The organism is Xylanibacillus composti (assembly GCF_018403685.1).
In the GTDB taxonomy this organism is placed as follows: Bacteria; Bacillota; Bacilli; order Paenibacillales; family K13; genus Xylanibacillus; species Xylanibacillus composti.
In genome coordinates this window covers 1-18792 of the sequence record NZ_BOVK01000012.1, presented here as the reverse complement: position 1 = coordinate 18792, position 18792 = coordinate 1, and the positions used below count along the sequence as shown (strand labels likewise).

Here is an 18792-nt window from a genome sequence, read left to right as displayed (position 1 = left end):
TCCTCCCCCTTCTTCCGCTGTCCCTCTATGTGCCAACGAGGGCCGGTTCCACCACTTCTGGCAGCACGTCGCCAATCCTTGCGATGTTCGGGGCGTCCAAGCCTCCGAACGCATTGCGCGTATCCAGGATCAGAACGCCAGAATCCGCGATATTCGGCAAATCATAGACGGAATGTGCCGTAAGCAGCACGATCAGATCGTAACAGCCCAATTCCGCATAATGGATCGTCTTCTGCCACTCTGTGCGCTCCTCACTCTCGTCCGGCCATCCATCACAGTATGGATCGTTCACGGTCAGCCGAGCCCCCTTGCCCTTCAGCAGTTCATACACGTCCAGGCTCGGGGACTCCCGCAAATCGCTGACATCCGGCTTGTAGGCCATGCCCAGCAGCAGGATGCTCGAGCCCTTGATGCTCTTGCCATGGGTATTGAGCAGTTCGGCGATCTTGTTCACGATGTAGCGGGGCATATTGCGATTGAGATCCTGGGACAGCTCAATGAAGCGGCTGAAGAAATTTTCGCCCTTGGCCTTCCAGGACAAGTACATCGGATCAAGCGGGATGCAATGACCGCCCAGTCCCGGTCCGGGATAGAAGGGCATGAAACCGAAGGGCTTGGTGGAAGCCGCTTGAATGACCTCCCAGACATTAATGCCAAGCGCATCGCACAGGAGCGCCATCTCATTCACAAAAGCGATGTTGACGCTGCGAAACGTATTCTCGAGCAGCTTCGACATTTCTGCAACCTTCGGACTGGACACCAGAAACGTACGGTCGACAATGAAGCGATAGAGCGCATCGGCCAGCGCTACGCATTGCGGCGTCACGCCGCCGATCACCTTCGGCGTATTTCGAATCGTATATGTTTTGTTGCCGGGATCTACGCGCTCCGGCGAATAACACAGATGATAATCGCTGCCGGCATACAGGCCGTTCTTCGCCAGCACATCGCCAATCAGCTCCTCGGTTGTCCCCGGATATGTCGTGCTCTCCAGTACGACAAGCGTGCCCGGGCGCAAATAGGCTTGCAGCTCGATCACGACAGCCTTCACGTAAGACAGGTCAGGCTCCTGATTCTTGTTCAGCGGTGTCGGCACGCAGATGCAGATTACATCGAGGCTGCCGATCGCTGCGAATTCTGTCGTAGCCTGGAATAGCCCGGCAGCCGCAACCTCGCGAATCCCCTCTTCGGGAACATCTTGAATGTAGGAGAACCCGCGGTTCAGCTTGTCGACTTTGCCCGGATCACGATCAATGCCCACCACTGTGAATCCGCTTTGCGCAAAAGCGATGCCGAGCGGGAGACCAACGTAGCCCAATCCGACAATGCCCACCATCGCCTGCTTTGTTCTTATTTTATCACCGAGCTCCATTATTTCCCACCCCCTCTTCCATAAAAATCTCATACCCGCGTCTAAGCTGCGCTATCGCCTCATCCAACGCAGCGCGTACAGCTGCTTCCTCCACTTCTGAAACCTGACAGCCCAACAGCCATACGTGTCGTGTCTCCCCGGTGATCTTCTGCGCTTCGCCGTCCCGGTAGCTGAATTGGGACAACACCTTCTCGTCGTCTGCCAGCACCAATACGCCTTCAGCCAGCGCTTCCATCTGCCCACTGCCGAGCGGCTGGAACGGTTCGCCGCCGCTGGTGAAGGCTAGGCGAATCGGACCCTTTACACACGCCGCATCGAAGATACCAAGGGGAATCCGGCCTTTCACTGCCGCCACGTTGACCGCATCCACAATCGGGTGAACCGTTGGAATTCGCGTCAACGCTTCCTTGATCAGGAAGCGTTGGATCAAATTTTGCACAGATGGCGGCGTTTGATTGGGGTTGAATCCGATCTGTCGATAGAACTGCCGATACGCTGCGATGTGCGCATCCTCGGCGACTTCTCCTTTGCTCTTGCCGCGCCACCTCTCATGAAGGCTCTTCCATTCCTCTTCGAAGGACAACGCACGCAGCTTGTCCGGAACCGGCTCCAGCTGCAACACCGCGCCCATCACCTTCACGCCGGTCAGCTTTTGTTCTGCTTCACGGGACATGGGTATTGTCTGGATCATCATTTCCCTCCTTCTTGGCTTCCTCAACTTGCTTACAAGCATCCTCTTCGCCGCTGCCTATCCTGATTCTTGTGCCCCGAAGCGAATCCCTGCTTCTACCGTCAGGCCCAAATCATCGGCAGTCAGCGTCTCTTCGACCGCGATCAGAATGTTATAGTGGTTCGGATAATGACATTCGTCAAAGCCCAGCACCGTGCCAATCACTTGCCCGGCGATCTCTACCGGGTCTCCCCGTTCGATGATGCCGCCGCAACACATCTCGGCAAATCCCAGAAATCCGACCCGATCGATTGGATCGCCGCTTCCCGCCTCCCGGTGGGTGGTGGTCACAATCTCGTGGATTTCCCCGCTGCGCACACAGCGCGTCTCGTGCTCGATCAGCCGCATCCCCCGGTGTTCTTGCTTGTGGAAGAGCAGCTTGACGAAGCGAGCTTCCACGGTTCGTTTCACTGCCGGACTCATGCGCTAACCGCTTCCGCCCTGTACGTATCATGCACGAGACGAACCGCGTCATAGCCGTCTTCGCCGTGACAGCCGCCCATTGCGATATTCGCCGCGAAATCATGAAGGATCGCCTCGTATTCGTGATACAGCGACGACTTGAATGCCGTGAACCCGGCCAGCATGTCAATCGCGATCTCACGGCCGTCCTTCAACACAATATGCACGTCTTTCTTCTCCCCGTAGGGATAATTCCAATCGAGATGCACCTCTGCGGGGATGCCTGTATCGGATTCCAGCCGGATGCGCGCTTCGAGATCGACGTTCCGCTCGTTGCGGACAATATCGGCTGAGCGGACGGTCAGATGCCCTAGGAAGTAGGCCAATGTATCGAAGACGTTCGGCCCGTTGTCCGCAACGCAACCGCCACCGCATCGTTCAGGCTGCAGGTACCACTTGTCTTCCCCGGCATGCTCTTCGATCTTCTCCAGATAGCTGGCCCGAACAGAGACGATTTCGTCATGAGAAGTCACAGCTTCCAACGCTTGCACGAAATGCATATTGTAACGGCGATGGAATGCGGTAAATAGGGTAATGCCCGTCTTCCGCGAGAGGGCAACCAGTTCCCCCGCTTCCCGCAAAGTCAGCGTCATCGGTTTCTCGCAGCACACATGCTTGCCTGCCAGCAAGGCATCCATGCAGATAGCGTAATGCTTGTCATTCGGAACATTGACGATCACCGCATCGATATCGGCCTGGCGAAGCAGCTCGTGATAATCTGTAAAGCAAGGCGTCCCCGATTCAGCGAACGGCTTCATTCGCTCCTCGTTCAAATCGCACACAGCGGCCAGCTCCGGCGTATCCGGCCGGTTCTGCATGGCATGCACATAATATTTCGAAATAACTCCCATCCCGATCATTCCCACACGAAGGGTCATGACTGCACAACCTCCCTTGTCATTGGCAATTCGTTGAGCCCCAGTCGCTTGGCAAGCGAAGCCAACTGCTCAAATACCGCTCCATCGAGTTGGACCTGATTACCGTCCCGCCTCCCCATGGCTTCCAGATAACCCGGGTATACGACCTGTGTGGCCGGTGCGGCTGCCGGGCAATTCAGCAGCGTCTGAAGCATGCTGTCCATGCGTGTCCGGAATTCAGCTTGCGGGCAGAACGCTTCTACATGCAGGGCTAAGAAGAAGTGACCGATATTTTGGTCTTCCTTCGCCTGCTGCTGCCCCTCCGGCCGAAGCAGCATGGGATCAGGACCGACATTGGCGCCTGACAAAATCCCGCAGAAAATATCGACCATCAAGCCCAGACCGTATCCCTTCGCTCCCCCCGTCTCCAAGGCTCCACCAAGCATCTGCAGATGGCCGGTTCCTTCGTCATAGGCGCGGGGATCCGTCACCGGCTGGCCTTCATCGTCAATCAGCCAGCCTTCCGGGATGGCTTCCCCCCGGCGTTGGGCAGCGCGAATCTTGCCTGTAGCCACCACGGTCGTGCTCATGTCGAGGACGAACGGCGGCAATTGTCCAGCAGGCGCACTGACGGCGATCGGATTGGTGCCGATCATGTTCACGCTGCCTCCCAGCGGCCGGGCAATCGTCTGCGAGCCGAGATTGGTCATTGCCATGCCGATCATGCCCGCGTCCTGCGCTTGCTGGGTATAGTACCCGGCGCTGCCGAAGTGCGAGCTGCGTCTGACGACCACACAGCCGATCCCCGTCTGCCGCGCCTTCTCCATGGCAAGCTCCATAGCTCTCGCACCCGCAACCAGGCCCAAGCCGTCGTTCGCATCGAGTACGGCCGTGGCCGGGGTCTCCGCAACGATGGCCGGAGCCGCCAGCGGATCAACCCGGCCATCCTGCAGGCGCGCTACATAGATCCGCTCCAAATTAGCGACGCCGTGCGTATCGAACCCGTTTTCATCGGCGTAGCACAGCACTTCCGCAGCAGTGCGGCTCTGCGGCTCCGGTACACCGCAAGACTGGAAGACTGCTTGGACAAATCGGCGCAAGTCTGCACGCTGCACGCGTACAGATGGATGCTCCCTCATGCCTTCATCACCTCTTCTTGTTTGTTGGACTGCTCCTTCCCCAGCGCAATCAGCAGATCGCGAATGGAGCGGGCGTACGTTTCCAGCTCGGACCTGGTTATAAACTCGCCGTCTGCATGGGCACGGTTGCCGGCAAGGCTTCCCGGTCCGTATACGATCGTATAGACATCGGGACGTTGCGCCCACATCGCATCACAGGTGAAGGTCTCGGCTTGAAGCTCGTCCGGGCAACGCTTCAGACCGATGCGGCTCAGGAACGCCTCCATGTCTGCATCTCGGTTCGCGAGCACGGGGAGTCCTTGCTTCACCCAGACGAGCCGACAGATCTGTCCGGCTTCCCGTGCGGTAAGCGCCGCGGCCGGAACGGATGCGAATGCTGCCGCGAAGCCGCGAAGCGCCGCTGCGAATGCTTCGTCCAGCCAACGACGGATATTCCGTCCGCTCTCTTCCGAAGCGTAGGCGAAGTTGAACAGCAATTGGCCGCTCCCATACACTTTGTTGTGCATGCGGCCTGTATGGAGCCCCGCCAGACAGATCTTGCTTCCTTCCGCCGTGAAGCGTTCCGGCCAGTCTCTCGCCAGCTGCTGGGCCAAATAGCCGAGGAGCAGGCTGCTGTTGTGGCCTTGATGCGGCGCATCATCGGTAGCATCCTGGCCGCTAACTTCAATCCGGGCCGTCATCGAGGTAGTGGAACGGTCGAAGTACAGGCCGTTGGAAGGCTCGGCGAATACATTCAAGCGCCCCAGCCAACCGCGCTCCGCCAGCAATTTCGTGCCGTAGACCCCCATTGCCCCTCCTTCTTCCCCGGATACGCACTGGATCAAGATCGAGAGCCTGTCCAGCAGATCCGGCTGTTCCTTCAAGGCCGCTTGTATGCCTGCCAATACGGCGACCCCGGGCCCCTTCATATCCACAGCCCCGCGGCCGACGAAGCGTTCCCCGTCGAAGCTTGCGGGGAAGACGCCATCGACGGTATCCATATGGAAATTGAACATGACCGTCTCTTCCAGCGGACGCTGCCGGCCAAAGCGCAGCACCATATTAGGCTGGCTCTCCCAGAAGGCTTCCTCCAGCCGTTCCGCACATTCCCGAACGGACAACGGAACGTCGGGCGAGCGGACATCATGCGGATCAGGAGAGGCATGTTCAGCGATCACGCATCGTTCCCTATCGAGCGCATATGCGGCATACATTTCTTGTGCCCGGGCAATCTCGGAGGGGCGCCCCGTTTCCATAGGTGAAATCGTGTTTAGACGAAGCAAGGCAAGCAATAGCTCGGCATGCTCATCCGTAAACAGCTGTTCAGCCAACTTGCGCCCCCCCTTCCTTCAGGGAGCACCGTACATCCTCCAGCAATTGCTCGAGACAGCGTCCGTAGGTCACATAAGCCTGCCCCATGGCCTGCCCATCGCCGGACTTATGCAGATGCGGAATCAAGTGGAGATGCGGCTCGATAGCCCATATGCCCCGGTAATCGTGCTCGATCAGCCATTGCACACACGCCCGAACACTAGCGTGTCCTTCTCCGGGCAGCGTATAGACCGCTTCCCCGTCGAGCAGCCGCCCATCCTTGATATGCACATGCTCCACGTAAGGCCATACCTGCTGCAGGAACGCCAGGGCGTCATACTTGTAGGCGATGCCATTGCCCGTATCGAACAGCAGCCGAAAGGCGGGGGTGTTCAACTCTCGCAGCAAGTAGAGCGTATGATCCGGAGAGACCCCGCCCCAGCCGGAGCAGTTCTCATGCAGCAATACGATCCCCGCCGCGTGCGCCAGTTCCGTCAAGTGATGAAGACGCTCCACAGCCCGGTCGCGCCATTCCAGTTCCGGCAAGCCGTCGTTCGGGTAGGACATAATCCTCACATATCGTGCGCCAAGCTCCAGCATGCGGTCGGCTACGCGCTTCAGCTCCTCCATGTCCTGCTTGAACGGCGCTGTAATCGGACGCTCCCAATTGGCGATCCGGGAGGCGACAGCGGTCACGCGCATCCCGGCGGAGTCCAACTGGCTGCGTACCTGCTGAAACAGGGGCTCTTCCCAATCCGCCAGCGCCTGCCCTTCCACCGAGCGCAGCTCCATCTCCTGCCAGCCCAACGCCTGATGGGCCTCGATCTGCTGTGTAATCGTCGGTCCGGCTTCATCGCTGAGGCCGGACATTACCATGTGCTGCGGTTCAAGCATGGAGCTTCACCGCTTCCTCGAACTTCAGCACTGTCTCAATCACATGCTCCACATGCGCATCCGGCATCTCGGCGTACAACGGCAACGCCAGCGCCTTCCCGGGAATGGCCTCCGCATGCGGGAAATCCCCCGGCTTGTGGCCCAAATAAGCGAAGGCCGACTGGAGAGGAAGCGCCCTCGGGTAATACACCTGTGTTTCAATCTCCCGCGCGGCCAGGTACTCCCGCAATTGATCCCGGTATTCCGCCTGCAATACATACGTATAGTAGACGCGCTCATAGGCCGCATCTTTCACGACTTGAACATGCGGGGCCAGCGGAGCGAAGGCTTCATCATACCGCATGCCGATTTGGCGGCGGCGTTCCAGCAGGCTGTCGAACCGCTTCAGCTTGTGTACCAAATACGCGGCCACCGTTTCATCCATGCGGTGATTGTAGCCGGTGTAATGGTGCAGGAAGCGGGTAATTCCGTCCTGTCCGTGGTTGCGGAGCATCCGGCATAGACGCCCCAGCTCGTCATCGTCGGTGACGATCACGGCGCCGTCTCCGATGCCGCCAAGCGGCTTCGCCGGGAAGAACGAATAGAGCCCCGCATCGCCATGCATGCCAGCCGGCTTGCCTTGCATTCGCGCGCCCAGCATGACCGCGCTGTCCTCCAGCACTAGCAGACCGTTGCGCTTGGCCACCTCGTTAATTGCAGCCATATCCGCCATAACGGAGAAGAGATGTGTCGGGATGACCACCTTGCTCTTGGGGGTCACGCGCGCTTCCAGATCCGCCGGGTCCATCATCCCCGTCAGCGGATCGACATCGACGAAGACGGGACGCGCCCCGAGCAAGGCAATCGTGCTCGCCGTCGAAATGAAGGAGAACGCCGGGGTGAGCACGTCAACGCCGGGACCTACGCCCATCGCGCGCAGGATGAGGGTCAAGGCTGCCGTTCCATTGGCCGTCGCGATCGCATGCTTGGCCCCCGTATAAGCTCGAATGTTGTCTTCCAATTCCGCCGCATGCTCCTTCAAGATGAACTGATCGGATGTCCCGACCTGATAGACGATCTCCTTGATCTTCTCCCGATCTTCCTTATACCGGGCTGCATAGTTGAAAAATGGAACCTTCATCCTTCACCCCCGCTTTCGTAGAACTTGCGAATCGCTTCGCATACAGCGCGCACGTCCGCTTCCTGCAAGTCCGGGTACATCGGCAGTCCGACTGTGCGCGAGCAGGCGTGCTCCGCATGCGGCATGCTGCCGGGCTCATAGCCCAGATGGGAGAAGCAAGGCTGCAAGTGCAAGGGAATCGGATAATACGTTTCCGTGCCGATGCCCTGCTCCGACAAGTATTCCACCAGCTCGTCGCGCTGTTCCGCCTCGATCAGATACACATAATAGACCGGGTTGGCCGCTTCCTCGCGGACGCGAATGTGCGGCGTCTGAACCTGCGGCAGATCGGCCAGCAGCCGATCATACAGGGTGGCCCAATGCGAGCGCTTGGCAATTTCGCTTGGCAGATACTGCAGACGCGCCAGCAGCACGGCAGCCTGAATATCATCCATGCGGCTGTTGGTCCCGACCAGATGATGCACGTACGGCTCATCCTCTTCCTGCCCATGCAAGCGCAGCAGGCGCGCGCGGGCAGCCAGATCGTCCCGATTCGTCAGGATGAGACCGGCGTCTCCGATTGCGCCCAACGTCTTCGTCGGGAAGAAGGAGATCACGCCTGCCTGGCCGACTATTCCCGCATGCTTGCCTTCATGGAACATGGAAATCGCCTCCGCGCTGTCTTCCAGCACCAGGAGACCGTGCTTCTCAGCAATCTCGCAGATCGCCTTCATATCTGCCATCTGGGTGAACAGGTGCACCGGCATGATCGCCTTGGTGCGTGCGGTAACCTTATCCTCCAGCTCATCCGGCTTCAGCATATACGTCACTGGGTCGATGTCGCAGAACACGGGAACCGCGCCGGCATGAACAATGCTTGAAGCCGAGGCGAAGAACGTGAAGCTCGGCACGATCACTTCATCGCCGGGACCAATGCCCGCGGCCTTGAGCATAATGACCAGCGCCTCCGTTGCATTGCCGACGGCAATGGCGTGCTTCGCTCCGGTGAAGGTCTCCATCGCTCTCTCCAGCTCTTTGACAACCGGGCCGTTCGTGAACAAGCCCTGATCCAAAATTTGATCCAACTTGGCCGCAATCAGCGGCCACTGCCTCTTGAATGACACAGCGCCGGTATAAAAGGGCACCTTCATGTCATCACCTCCCGTATGGAATCTTCCTCCAGCATTAACCCGCATAGTGACTTGGCTTGGCAGATCGCACTGACCACACGCGCATTGAAGGCCAAGTCGCTGACGGGCTTGCTGCTGCGTCCGTCATAATAGTTGTAATACTGCATGAACACCGCACTCAACGTGTCGTCATACATCACCTTCTCCTCTAGCAGCCTTCCGTCCGCACCGTAAGTCTTCATCCAGGAAAAACTGTCGTCCTGGCTGCTGGGATAATAGCCAATGACCCGGTGCCTGTCGAAGTACAGTTCGATCCGGCGCTTGCGAATCGGCGCCTCCAGATTGGAATGCAGCTCCGAGGTCAGCCGTCTGTGGTGCAGCATGGACATGCGGGCCCGTCCCATATGCGGGAAGATGCGCCCGTCAATGCGCATGTCGGCCGATTCCGCCGAAACGACCTCGATCTCCGTCCCCCCCAGGAACAGCGCGAGTGCGGCAAGATGGGGAATCTCCACATCAAAGGCATTCTCATGGCTCGGGTTGGCAATGGTCCGCGATAGTCTCGGTTTGTCCTGTTCCGCCTTGATATGACGCAGCGGTCCGTATACGCCGGATTGAATCAAGGCGTGCAGCCGCTCCGTCAACGTGCTCGACAGCCAGTTGGCCACGACAAGCAAATCGATGGCGTACCGCTCCTGTATGAGCCTGATTCTGTCCAGCTGCGTCATGGTCGTGGTCAGCGGCTTCTCCATGATGATGCGGGTATACCCATGCTCCGCCGCCTCGCTCAGCATAGCCTCATGCAGTTCGGGAGGGGTACAGATGTGCACCACCGTGTGGTCCGGATCAAACCCGGCGACCTCGTTCAGGCTGGAGAAAAACACCAGATTCGGTTCTTCCCTGTCGCGCGAATCGGCCTTCGGATCGACCACCCCCACGGTCTGGTTGAACAGCTGCCCCGTCACATCGTCCGCATAAGCTCGGCGCAAGCAATGCCAATGCAAACCGCGGCCTGCTCTGCCAAATCCGATGATCAGCGTTTTTTGCATAGTCAGCCACCCCTCTGTTGCGGTGCATATTCGGCAGCAGCGCACAGACGAACGCGTTCGATGAATGCCTGAATCCGCTGCGGGTCCTTCACGCCTGCCGTCTCCACGCCGCTGCTGACATCGACTGCATATGGCCGAATCTGACGAATGGCCTCCTCGACATTGCCCGGATGCAGGCCGCCAGCGAGGATAATCGGGGCCCGCTTGGCTGCATGAACGGCGTACTCCCAGGAGAACGTCCGGCCCGTCCCACCAGAAGCCCCTTCCACGTAGGCATCCAGCAGAATCCCCCGGGTGCAAGACAGATAAGTGTCAATCGCCTCCACATCTTGGGGGCCGCGCACCGCAATCGTCTTGATGACCGGACGAGCGGCTTGCGCACAATAGTCCGGAGACTCGGTTCCGTGCAATTGCAGCAAATCCAGGCGGCAATACGCGGCAATCTCGTTCAGGCGCGCCAGCCCTTCATTGACGAATACGCCTACCGTCGTCACGTAAGGGGGCAGTTGCTCGACAATAGTTCGCACCTGTTCCGGCGAAACTTGACGCCGTCCTTCCGCGAACACAAACCCGACCGCATCCGCCCCTGCATCGACAGCGGCCCGCGTCATTGTCCAATCGGTCAGCCCGCAGATCTTGACTCGAATCATTAGTTCCCTCCTCGCATCGTCTACTTCTTAACGTTGAGTGATCGGCTTGGTCGCGTTCTTCAGCCTCTGCATATATGACCGTACTTCGCCCTCCAGCTGGTCCGGCGCCGCCTGTTGAATGACGCGAATCAGCGCACTGCCGACGATAGCGCCATCTGCATGACGGCTAATCTCCCTTACATGCTCTTCTGAGGAAATGCCGAAGCCTACACAGAGCGGCAGATCGGTCGCCGCGCGTGCCTGCTTCAAGAATGCGGGCAGCTCCTGCGGCAGCTTCTCCCGTTCCCCTGTAACCCCGTTCACCGAAATGCAATACAGAAAGCCCGAGCCTTTGCTCATCGTAGCGGCGGCCCGCTGCTCACTGGTCGTCGGTGCGAGGAAGAAGATCAGATCAAGCGCATGCGGACGGAAGATCTCTACCCAAGGGTCCGCCATCGTGGACGGCAGGTCCGGGATAATCAACCCATCCACACCGGCTTCAACCGCATCCGCAGCGAACCGCTCCAAACCATAGGCCAGAAAGGAATTGCAATAGCCCATCAGGATGAAAGGCAGCTCGGGATACGACGGACGGAGCCTGGCCACCATCTCGATGCAGGCGCGAAGCGTCGTTCCGTTGGCCAAAGCCTGTGTGCTTGCATCCTGAATGACGCGGCCATCGGCAAGCGGATCGCCGAACGGTACGCCCAGCTCCACCAAGTCTGCGCCCGACTCGCATAGGGTGCGGATCAGGCTCTCGGACGTTTCTGCAGCAGGAAAGCCTACCGGAATGTAGGGAATGAGGGCGCTTTCCCCCTGCTCCCGCAAGCGGGCAAAGGTGCGTTGAATACGATTCATGAAACGGATGCCTCCTTCTCCTTCAGTCGAGCCAGCGCCTCTATCGCTTGGCTCAAATCCTTGTCTCCCCGCCCGGACAAGTTGACGACCAGAATTTGTCCCTCGTCCATCGTTGCAGCAACCTGCAACGCATAGGCAACGGCATGGGAGGATTCCAGAGCGGGCAGGATTCCTTCCTTGTGACAAAGATACTCGAATGCATGCAGCGCTTCGTGATCTTGAATAAACGTATATTCGACGCGTCCGATATCCTTCAGATAACTGTGCTGCGGCCCCACGCCAGGGTAATCCAGGCCAGGCGCAATCGAATGGGATTTGCCGATTTGCCCATCGCTGTTTTGCAGAATATAAGTGTGTGCGCCCTGGAAGATGCCCGGCCGTCCCTTGATCAACGGTCCGGCATACTTATCTGTATCGAAGCCTTTCCCGGCTGCCTGCACGCCAATCAACCTGACTTCCTCGTCCTCCAGGAAGGGACTGAACATCCCGATTGCATTGCTTCCTCCTCCTACGCAAGCGACGATGCAGTCAGGCAGGCGCCCCTCCTGCTCGAGAATTTGCTCTCTGGTCTCCAAGCCGATCACCGACTGGAAATCATGCACGATGTTCGGGAACGGATGGGGGCCGACCGCCGAACCAAGCAAATAATGCGTGTCATTCACGTTCGTGATCCAATCGCGAATCGCTTCGCTGATCGCGTCCTTCAGCGTCTTCTGCCCGGTATGGACGAGATGCAGCTCGGCGCCGTGCAGCTTCATGCGCTGTACGTTGGGCGCTTGCCTCTCCGCATCGACCGCTCCCATATAAATCACGCAATCAAGCCCTAGCAGACTGCAAGCGGTCGCCACTGCCACCCCATGCTGGCCCGCCCCTGTTTCCGCCACGACCCGCTGCTTGCCCATTCGCTTGGCCAGCAGCGCTTGCGCCAGCGCATTGTTGATCTTGTGCGCCCCTGTATGCGTCAAATCCTCGCGCTTCAGATATATTTTCGGCCGTCCGATCTCTGCGCTTATCGCATGGAGCGGTGTGAGCGGGGTCGGGCGTCCGACGAAATCCTTCAGCAGCTTGGCCAGCTCCGCCCTGAAATCCGGATCATCCTTCACCTTCAGATACTCGCGCTCCAGCTCCTCCAAATTGCCGATCAACGTTTCAGCGACGTAAGCGCCGCCGTATTTCCCATAAAATCCTTCCATTCCAGCTGCTTCCCTCCTATACTTGGGTCCCCATATACGAATACGCAAATTCGCGCACGCGAGCCGGGACATCCTGCGCCTTCAGAATCGCTTCGCCTACCAACATCGCATCGAATCCCAACGCCTCCGCCTTCCGCGCATCGGCACCGCAGGTCAATCCGCTCTCGCTAACCGTCACAACGCCTTCCGGCAGCACACGACGGATGTCCTCCGAACGCGCCAAATCCACCTCGAAGGACTGCAGGTCACGGTTATTGATCCCGACAATCCGCGCCCCTGCCGTAACAGCACGCTCGGCTTCCTCGGCGGTAAAGCATTCCACGAGCGCCTGCATGCCCAAATCATGCGCCGTCTCGATCATCTCCGGCAGCCTGTCCGGTTCGATCGCCCGCACAATCATGAGGACCGCATCAGCGCCGACAGCTCGCGCCTCGTAAATCTGGTAAGGATCGATGATAAACTCCTTATACATGACCGGCACCTGAACCTGTGAATCATTGGCGATGCGCTCCACAACATGCGCCCCCCCGCCGAAATACTTCACGTCCGCCAATACGGAGATCGCTCTCGCTCCATACTTCGCATACATGCGTGCCAGCGACAACGCATCGAAGTCGGTCCGCAGCTCGCCTTTGGATGGGGACTTGCGCTTCACCTCAGCAATCAATGAAATACCCGGCTTCTTCAGCGCGCCGTAGAAATCGCGGGGCATTCGCGCACTCGCGATTTTTTCCTTGATTTCCTTCAAAGGGACAAGGCTTTGCTTTTCCTTCACCTCCTGCACCTTATGGGATAAAATCTCATCGAGCATAAACATCACGCTTCTCTCCTTTCGGCGTTCGACCGGAACGGTTGACCAGTTCCGCCAACTTGGACTTCGCCGCACCCGAGTCAATGGTGTCAGCTGCGATGTGCAACCCTTCTTTCAGATCAACAGCTATTCCCGAGATGACGAGAGCCGCGCCTGCATTCAGACACACGATGTCTCGCACAGGTCCTCTCTCACCACCGAACAAGGCGGCAAGCATGTCGCGATTATAGGAAGCATCACCTCCCTTAATGTCGTCGTGGGCGGCATAGCTTAGCCCCAACGACTCCGGTTCTATCAGCGAAGTTGTCAGCGCACCGGCCCGAATCTCATACACTTCGGTTGGCGCGCTCAGAGAGATTTCATCCATACCGTCCAAGCCGTGTACAACCATGGCATGCTCGGTGCCCGACTGGAGCAAGATCTCTGCGTAGAGAGGTGCAAGCTCGCGATGGGATACGCCAAGCAATTGCCGTCTGGGCCTTACCGGATTGCCCAGCGGACCCAACAAATTCAATGCAGTGCGTATCCCCAGTTCGCGCCGCAATGGAGCGAGATTGCGCAGTGCCGGGTGAAACTGCGGGGTGAATAAGAAGGCGAATCCGCATTCTGACAGCCATCGTCCAACCTCATCGGGCGTCAGTTCGATGCGCACGCCTGCGGCTTCCAGCAAATCCGCGCTTCCGCAAGAGCTGCTCGATGAACGGTTCCCGCATTTGGCAACCTTGGCCCCGGCTGCGCTGGCGACCAGTGCTGCCGCGGTCGAGGTATTGAAGGAGCCAATGCCATCCCCGCCTGTGCCACAAATATCCACTACATTCTCCGATACGTACACACGCACCATGTTCTCCCGCATCACATGGAGCATCCCGAGAATCTCCTCGCGCTTCTCTCCCTTCGCCGCCAGCGCAGCCAGGAAAGCGCCGATCTGAGCGTCTGTCCAGGTTCGATTGAGTATCTTCTCCATACAATCAACCGCTTCTTGCAAAGTCAGCGTCTGCTGATCTATTAGCTTTTGCATGATTCGTTTGAACAAGTGGCCCCTCCCTCTCCCCATTTATTCCTATCGGCTTACTCAGAATTATGAGGTTATTAATAGTATATTTAGGAAAATATGTACTACAAGTGAATAAAAAACCACTCCGAAGCATTTAGGAAACGATCGGAATGGATTTCCCCAGCTCCCGGTAACCAGTCTACACTGGCATCTGTTCAAAATGCCTTAGACCATGGCTTTGCAGTCCCTATGTTTCCATAGGTTTGCCTTGTCAACAAGAACATATGTTATCCTTTGCTATATTTGCATTATATTTCATGACCTGTCTGCCGTCTACCGTAAACCATGACTGCTTTTGTCGAATTCCATTATTCCTTTTTAAACACCCGATAGCAGGGTATGGCTTCGCCAACTTGATTTTTCTGAATATTCACTCTAGTTTGTTGTCATCCATACTACTATGACGGACGTCCGTCCGTAAATAGCTTGAAGCCAAATATGGAAAAATAAGCAGAAAGTCTCGGGACCGTCTCCCCTTCCTACCTTTATAAGCTAGTACTAGAAGGCGATTGACGGCACAAGCAGCAAACTGCCTATCCTGCATCTGCGTGCATTCAATAAGCTACGTGTTATATACGGAATGGCAAGCTATTCTGGAACATCTGCTGTTACATTTATGCTTTGACTGTCCATCGACACACCGTCGATCCCTAGAGCTTGAACATAAATACGATTGTGAAGCTTCCGATCACCGAAATCCCATCTCAAGGACCATCCATCACTAGCATCTTGGTCATAACCCATGAGTGTCCTTTCGCCCCAAGCTTCTGTCCCGGTCGGTACTAGCCAAAAAAGAACTGTATCTGTGTTTTTGGCTTCAACATGAATGGTTAAGGATGTAGCCTCTTCCGGCACTACCCACCATCCTGATTTCTCTTGTAAATCTAGAAAAACATTAGTAATCGAAGCACGGGGCATATGTTCCGCATCATGATAGGTCTCGGTTGTTTGACTAGTCGAACATGCGGACAAAATGAATAGTAAAAGAAGTGCAAAGCAAGAATAAGTTGATTTCTTCATATACCCTCCGAAAAAAATTTATCACAATAAGATTTTTTTTGACCTATCCACACCAGCTAATTACTGCGCCATTCGGTTGAAGGAGCTTGCCAATTCGATGCATGGGCTCATTCTTCACTGTCAGCATGATGGCAGGGTTTAAGGTCAGGGAGTAGACAACCGTATGCGGCGTACCAAAGTAATCTTAGAGAATAATTGAATGATCAATATTAGAATTATGATCAGCAGACAATACTCGGTCCCCTTATTCGCCTAAGGGCTCAGCTCGCTCTCCAACACGCGCGAAGTTGACTTCCACTTTTTCCTCTTGCGAGGACTTTTTGATTGACGCGGCAGGTTCACTTCATGGTATGGCCTGGGACGGCTCGCCATATTTATGACAGGTACTTTCGTCGATACACTTTTATGTACAGATTCCGCCATGCGCAAGTATCCAAGCTAAATGGGGAAATTAGCTCCTATCGCTATAGGACTTTCAACGGCTAGAAGATGTGTGCCCCTGTGCACGCAGCGTATAAAAGGGCCGGGAATCCTTATGCAATGGATTTCCCGGCTCCTATTGGGTGTTATAAAAGCTGCTACGATGTTTTAAATACATTAATTGTGCAGGTAAGGATGCTGTGGAGTGATGCATTGACGTTCTGGTAGTCTGGGGAACACAGGGAGTCAGAGAGTGCAGATCAGATTCATGCCAGAACCGTAATTACATTCAAGAGAATTACTGCCAATGAGTACCAGAATAACTTACACCATTTCTTTTGTATTCGTAATCAGCACCAAGTTCCTGGCTTGAAGCCCAAACATTCGCTGTTCCACTCTCATCAAATTCCGTAACAGATATGGTTTCGACTAAAGGGCCACTATAATCGTAAGTTGCCGTAAAAAGTGAGCCGCCATAGACAATACCAATCACATTAACTCTTAATCTATTTTTCACCTTCGCATCTGTAATCCCCGATACACCTGGCATAGGACCAATTACAGAACCACTTTCAGCGGTAACACTAAAAGATAAGGGTGAAACACACATTGTTCCAGAACCAATAGTAGTTATCATAACTTCATTTCTGTGTATAGAATTGAAATCGGCAGAGAAATTATTACAACTAGCCATTGCCGAGAATGCAGAAGATCCCCCCTCATCCTGAACTCTAGTGTAAGTTCTGCCTTGTTGCTCCATGTATCGTATCAACTCTTCGACCTCAATGCCATCTCCATAATATTGGGTTTTTATAGTCAACACATCTTCGCCATTCTCAATAACCTGGACAGTTTCATTAACTACATCGAACTTAAAGTCATCGTTCACATTTGCTGCGGATACCATACTTATTTGATGAAGAAAGAGTGCTAAGACCAACACGACACTTAAAAAACTTTTTCTAGCGACCATATTAGTTCCCTCCGTAAATCAATGGATTCAGTATGCGCATACAATTTATTTATAACATACCAAAAATAGCATTTCAAGCCAAAGAGTGAAAATTTTGAAATATAGATTACATTACTTATTTTCCTTTTGTTTATCTTCTAGTTAGGATATCACTACGAGAATTGACATACTGTCGTATTCTGTCATAAACATATTTTTTTTCTATTATTGATTCAATCTTCTTTTTAGATTTATAATAGGATTTATAAATTGAAATCCATTTAAGAATGTGGTTGGTGATTCTAAATTATCAGTATTGGATTAAATTTGTTTAGTTTGGGGAAGAATTTAAAGTGCTTGTTATTCGAGTACTGTATATGTAATATGTTCAGTGACATAATGAAAAGGGTCAAGCAAAATTGAATACGTTGCGTATAATATAAAGAGAATAGTTACTAAGACCTTCGAAGTTATCGAAAATAAACTTACACGACAGAGTTTGATTGTATTATTTTGAGTGTGTTAGGAATATTCATGTATTAAGGAATAAGTTTCATTCAACTATGGTCATTTAAGCCTTGTTTTATGGTTCTGTATAATCAATACTTCATTATCGTTGGGAGGTTAAAATGAGATATAAATCAACTAGAATCCTACCCTTTTTAATTATACTATCCTTATTGGCTGCACTTTACTTTTATGAAATAAGGCACTATTCTAGGAGTGTTACAGACGCCTTAAATAACAAGGCGGGATCACAATTAAAGGAGTTTATTGGGGGGGATATAAAAGCAAATGAGGCGTATTTATTTTACTTAGACCTTGACAATCAAGTTGTGGGTACTTTCCTCAAAAAAAATATGTTCGGTTGGAAGGTCCGTGGAGCACAAACGGGAACTGGTTTGGAAGTGAATAAAAGGTACACTTTGACCAAAGCTAGTGTTGGAAGTAGATATGCCCAAAAAAAATTCTATTTTGGATTGACTTCAATTGATAACCTTGGAAAACTAGTGATTAACGAAAAATACCGCGCAACCCTTATAGATCTGGATCAGCAGTTACAATATCCCGATGAAACCAGAAACAAGTTTTTGTGGTATGTATATTTTACTGAAAAATCTAATGATAACGATTATAAAGTGCAAGTTTATGATAAACAAAACAATCAAATCTACCCCTGATATTACCAGACTTCATGACCACGCTACTGCAAGCATTTTCACTTCATTCAAAAACATATCCTGTGCCCAATCGACTGGTTAATATAGTATACCTATATTTTGATAGTCACAGTCTAAAAGCTTAAGTGATTCTAAACGATATCCTACGGGATATGGAACTTTAACCTAGTTATTTATCGGCATCGTTTAAGTGCCGCAAATGACTCAAGATGTGGAAATAGAAAACTTTAATACCTTCATAATCTATGATAGCATTCCTGTAAATCGTTGAATTAAGCCTTCGCAATAAAACGAGCGCCCCGGTACGATGGGAATACGCAACAGGTCATAGCCCTTAAAATCCCATCATCCTTTTGAGGCGCTCTACTGCGGAGTTTAAATCGTAGGGGAAACAAAATCAACTCATTGGGAAAATTTCCCTCTTCTATTTCCATCAAATCTTCCGGAAGCTTGCTAACGAAACTAGATCCGGAAATTCCTTCTGATAACGGTAAGGAAATTTCCGGCCATTATTTTTAGGCATCAATTCTATGCTTCCTCGAATTTTATAGCAGCTTTATAGATGAAGATAGCTACGAGGGGGAGCTTGAAAACCCACTATCTTTGAATCTGTATACGTATGTGCATAATAATCCGCTCACTAACATTGATC

General features: G+C 54.0%; 18 protein-coding genes and 1 riboswitch. Of the genes, 1 reads left to right on the top strand and 17 read right to left on the bottom strand.

What is annotated here, in order from left to right:
• Positions 1-25: 25 nt before the first annotated feature.
• The 17 genes from XYCOK13_RS04375 to XYCOK13_RS04295 form a co-directional block, all read right to left on the bottom strand.
• On the bottom strand, positions 26-1372 hold the full coding sequence (locus tag XYCOK13_RS04375; protein ID WP_213410671.1) for a nucleotide sugar dehydrogenase: 1347 nt from the start codon (positions 1370-1372) through the stop codon (positions 26-28).
• Complete coding sequence (locus XYCOK13_RS04370) at positions 1359-2063, bottom strand: B3/B4 domain-containing protein (RefSeq protein WP_213410670.1); 705 nt, start codon at positions 2061-2063, stop codon at positions 1359-1361. Before XYCOK13_RS04370 ends, XYCOK13_RS04375 begins: the two co-directional genes overlap by 14 nt.
• A 57-nt stretch (positions 2064-2120) precedes the next feature.
• Positions 2121-2525: a DUF6917 domain-containing protein gene (locus XYCOK13_RS04365; RefSeq protein WP_213410669.1), complete on the bottom strand. Its 405-nt coding sequence runs from the start codon at positions 2523-2525 to the stop codon at positions 2121-2123.
• Entirely contained in the window at positions 2522-3442 is a 921-nt protein-coding gene (locus XYCOK13_RS04360; protein ID WP_213410668.1) for a Gfo/Idh/MocA family protein, read from the bottom strand. Before XYCOK13_RS04360 ends, XYCOK13_RS04365 begins: the two co-directional genes overlap by 4 nt.
• Positions 3439-4560, bottom strand: coding sequence for an Ldh family oxidoreductase (locus XYCOK13_RS04355; protein ID WP_213410667.1), 1122 nt, complete (start codon positions 4558-4560; stop codon positions 3439-3441). The genes XYCOK13_RS04360 and XYCOK13_RS04355 overlap by 4 nt, the downstream gene beginning before the upstream one ends.
• Positions 4557-5870: a M20/M25/M40 family metallo-hydrolase gene (locus XYCOK13_RS04350; RefSeq protein ID WP_213410666.1), complete on the bottom strand. Its 1314-nt coding sequence runs from the start codon at positions 5868-5870 to the stop codon at positions 4557-4559. The genes XYCOK13_RS04355 and XYCOK13_RS04350 overlap by 4 nt, the downstream gene beginning before the upstream one ends.
• Complete coding sequence (locus XYCOK13_RS04345) at positions 5863-6744, bottom strand: sugar phosphate isomerase/epimerase family protein (protein WP_213410665.1); 882 nt, start codon at positions 6742-6744, stop codon at positions 5863-5865. Before XYCOK13_RS04345 ends, XYCOK13_RS04350 begins: the two co-directional genes overlap by 8 nt.
• Entirely contained in the window at positions 6737-7864 is a 1128-nt protein-coding gene (locus tag XYCOK13_RS04340) for a DegT/DnrJ/EryC1/StrS family aminotransferase (RefSeq protein ID WP_213410664.1), read from the bottom strand. Before XYCOK13_RS04340 ends, XYCOK13_RS04345 begins: the two co-directional genes overlap by 8 nt.
• On the bottom strand, positions 7861-8994 hold the full coding sequence (locus tag XYCOK13_RS04335) for a DegT/DnrJ/EryC1/StrS family aminotransferase (RefSeq protein ID WP_213410663.1): 1134 nt from the start codon (positions 8992-8994) through the stop codon (positions 7861-7863). The genes XYCOK13_RS04340 and XYCOK13_RS04335 overlap by 4 nt, the downstream gene beginning before the upstream one ends.
• The gene (locus tag XYCOK13_RS04330) at positions 8991-10022 is read right to left on the bottom strand and encodes a Gfo/Idh/MocA family protein (RefSeq protein WP_213410662.1); all 1032 of its coding nucleotides are present in this window, start codon (positions 10020-10022) and stop codon (positions 8991-8993) included. Before XYCOK13_RS04330 ends, XYCOK13_RS04335 begins: the two co-directional genes overlap by 4 nt.
• 2 nt (positions 10023-10024) lie before the next feature.
• Positions 10025-10672, bottom strand: coding sequence for a phosphoribosylanthranilate isomerase (locus tag XYCOK13_RS04325; RefSeq protein WP_213410661.1), 648 nt, complete (start codon positions 10670-10672; stop codon positions 10025-10027).
• A gap of 27 nt (positions 10673-10699) precedes the next feature.
• A complete protein-coding gene (gene trpA, locus XYCOK13_RS04320) occupies positions 10700-11509 on the bottom strand; it encodes a tryptophan synthase subunit alpha (protein WP_213410660.1) in 810 nt (269 codons plus the stop codon).
• Complete coding sequence (gene trpB / locus XYCOK13_RS04315) at positions 11506-12702, bottom strand: tryptophan synthase subunit beta (protein WP_213410659.1); 1197 nt, start codon at positions 12700-12702, stop codon at positions 11506-11508. The genes trpA and trpB overlap by 4 nt, the downstream gene beginning before the upstream one ends.
• Before the next feature lie 16 nt (positions 12703-12718).
• On the bottom strand, positions 12719-13519 hold the full coding sequence (gene trpC / locus XYCOK13_RS04310; RefSeq protein ID WP_213410658.1) for an indole-3-glycerol phosphate synthase TrpC: 801 nt from the start codon (positions 13517-13519) through the stop codon (positions 12719-12721).
• The gene (gene trpD / locus XYCOK13_RS04305) at positions 13503-14546 is read right to left on the bottom strand and encodes an anthranilate phosphoribosyltransferase (RefSeq protein ID WP_213410657.1); all 1044 of its coding nucleotides are present in this window, start codon (positions 14544-14546) and stop codon (positions 13503-13505) included. The genes trpC and trpD overlap by 17 nt, the downstream gene beginning before the upstream one ends.
• A 147-nt stretch (positions 14547-14693) precedes the next feature.
• Positions 14694-14785, bottom strand: a riboswitch (cyclic di-GMP riboswitch).
• 370 nt (positions 14786-15155) lie between these two features.
• Positions 15156-15587 carry a hypothetical protein gene (locus XYCOK13_RS04300; protein ID WP_244864990.1) on the bottom strand — a complete coding sequence of 144 codons (432 nt, stop codon included), beginning with the start codon at positions 15585-15587 and terminating at the stop codon, positions 15156-15158.
• 718 nt (positions 15588-16305) lie between these two features.
• On the bottom strand, positions 16306-16980 hold the full coding sequence (locus XYCOK13_RS04295; protein WP_213410656.1) for a hypothetical protein: 675 nt from the start codon (positions 16978-16980) through the stop codon (positions 16306-16308).
• A gap of 608 nt (positions 16981-17588) precedes the next feature.
• On the opposite strand from XYCOK13_RS04295, the gene XYCOK13_RS04290 reads away from it, so the two are divergent.
• The gene (locus XYCOK13_RS04290) at positions 17589-18140 is read left to right on the top strand and encodes a hypothetical protein (RefSeq protein WP_213410655.1); all 552 of its coding nucleotides are present in this window, start codon (positions 17589-17591) and stop codon (positions 18138-18140) included.
• The last annotated feature ends 652 nt before the right edge of the window (positions 18141-18792 follow it).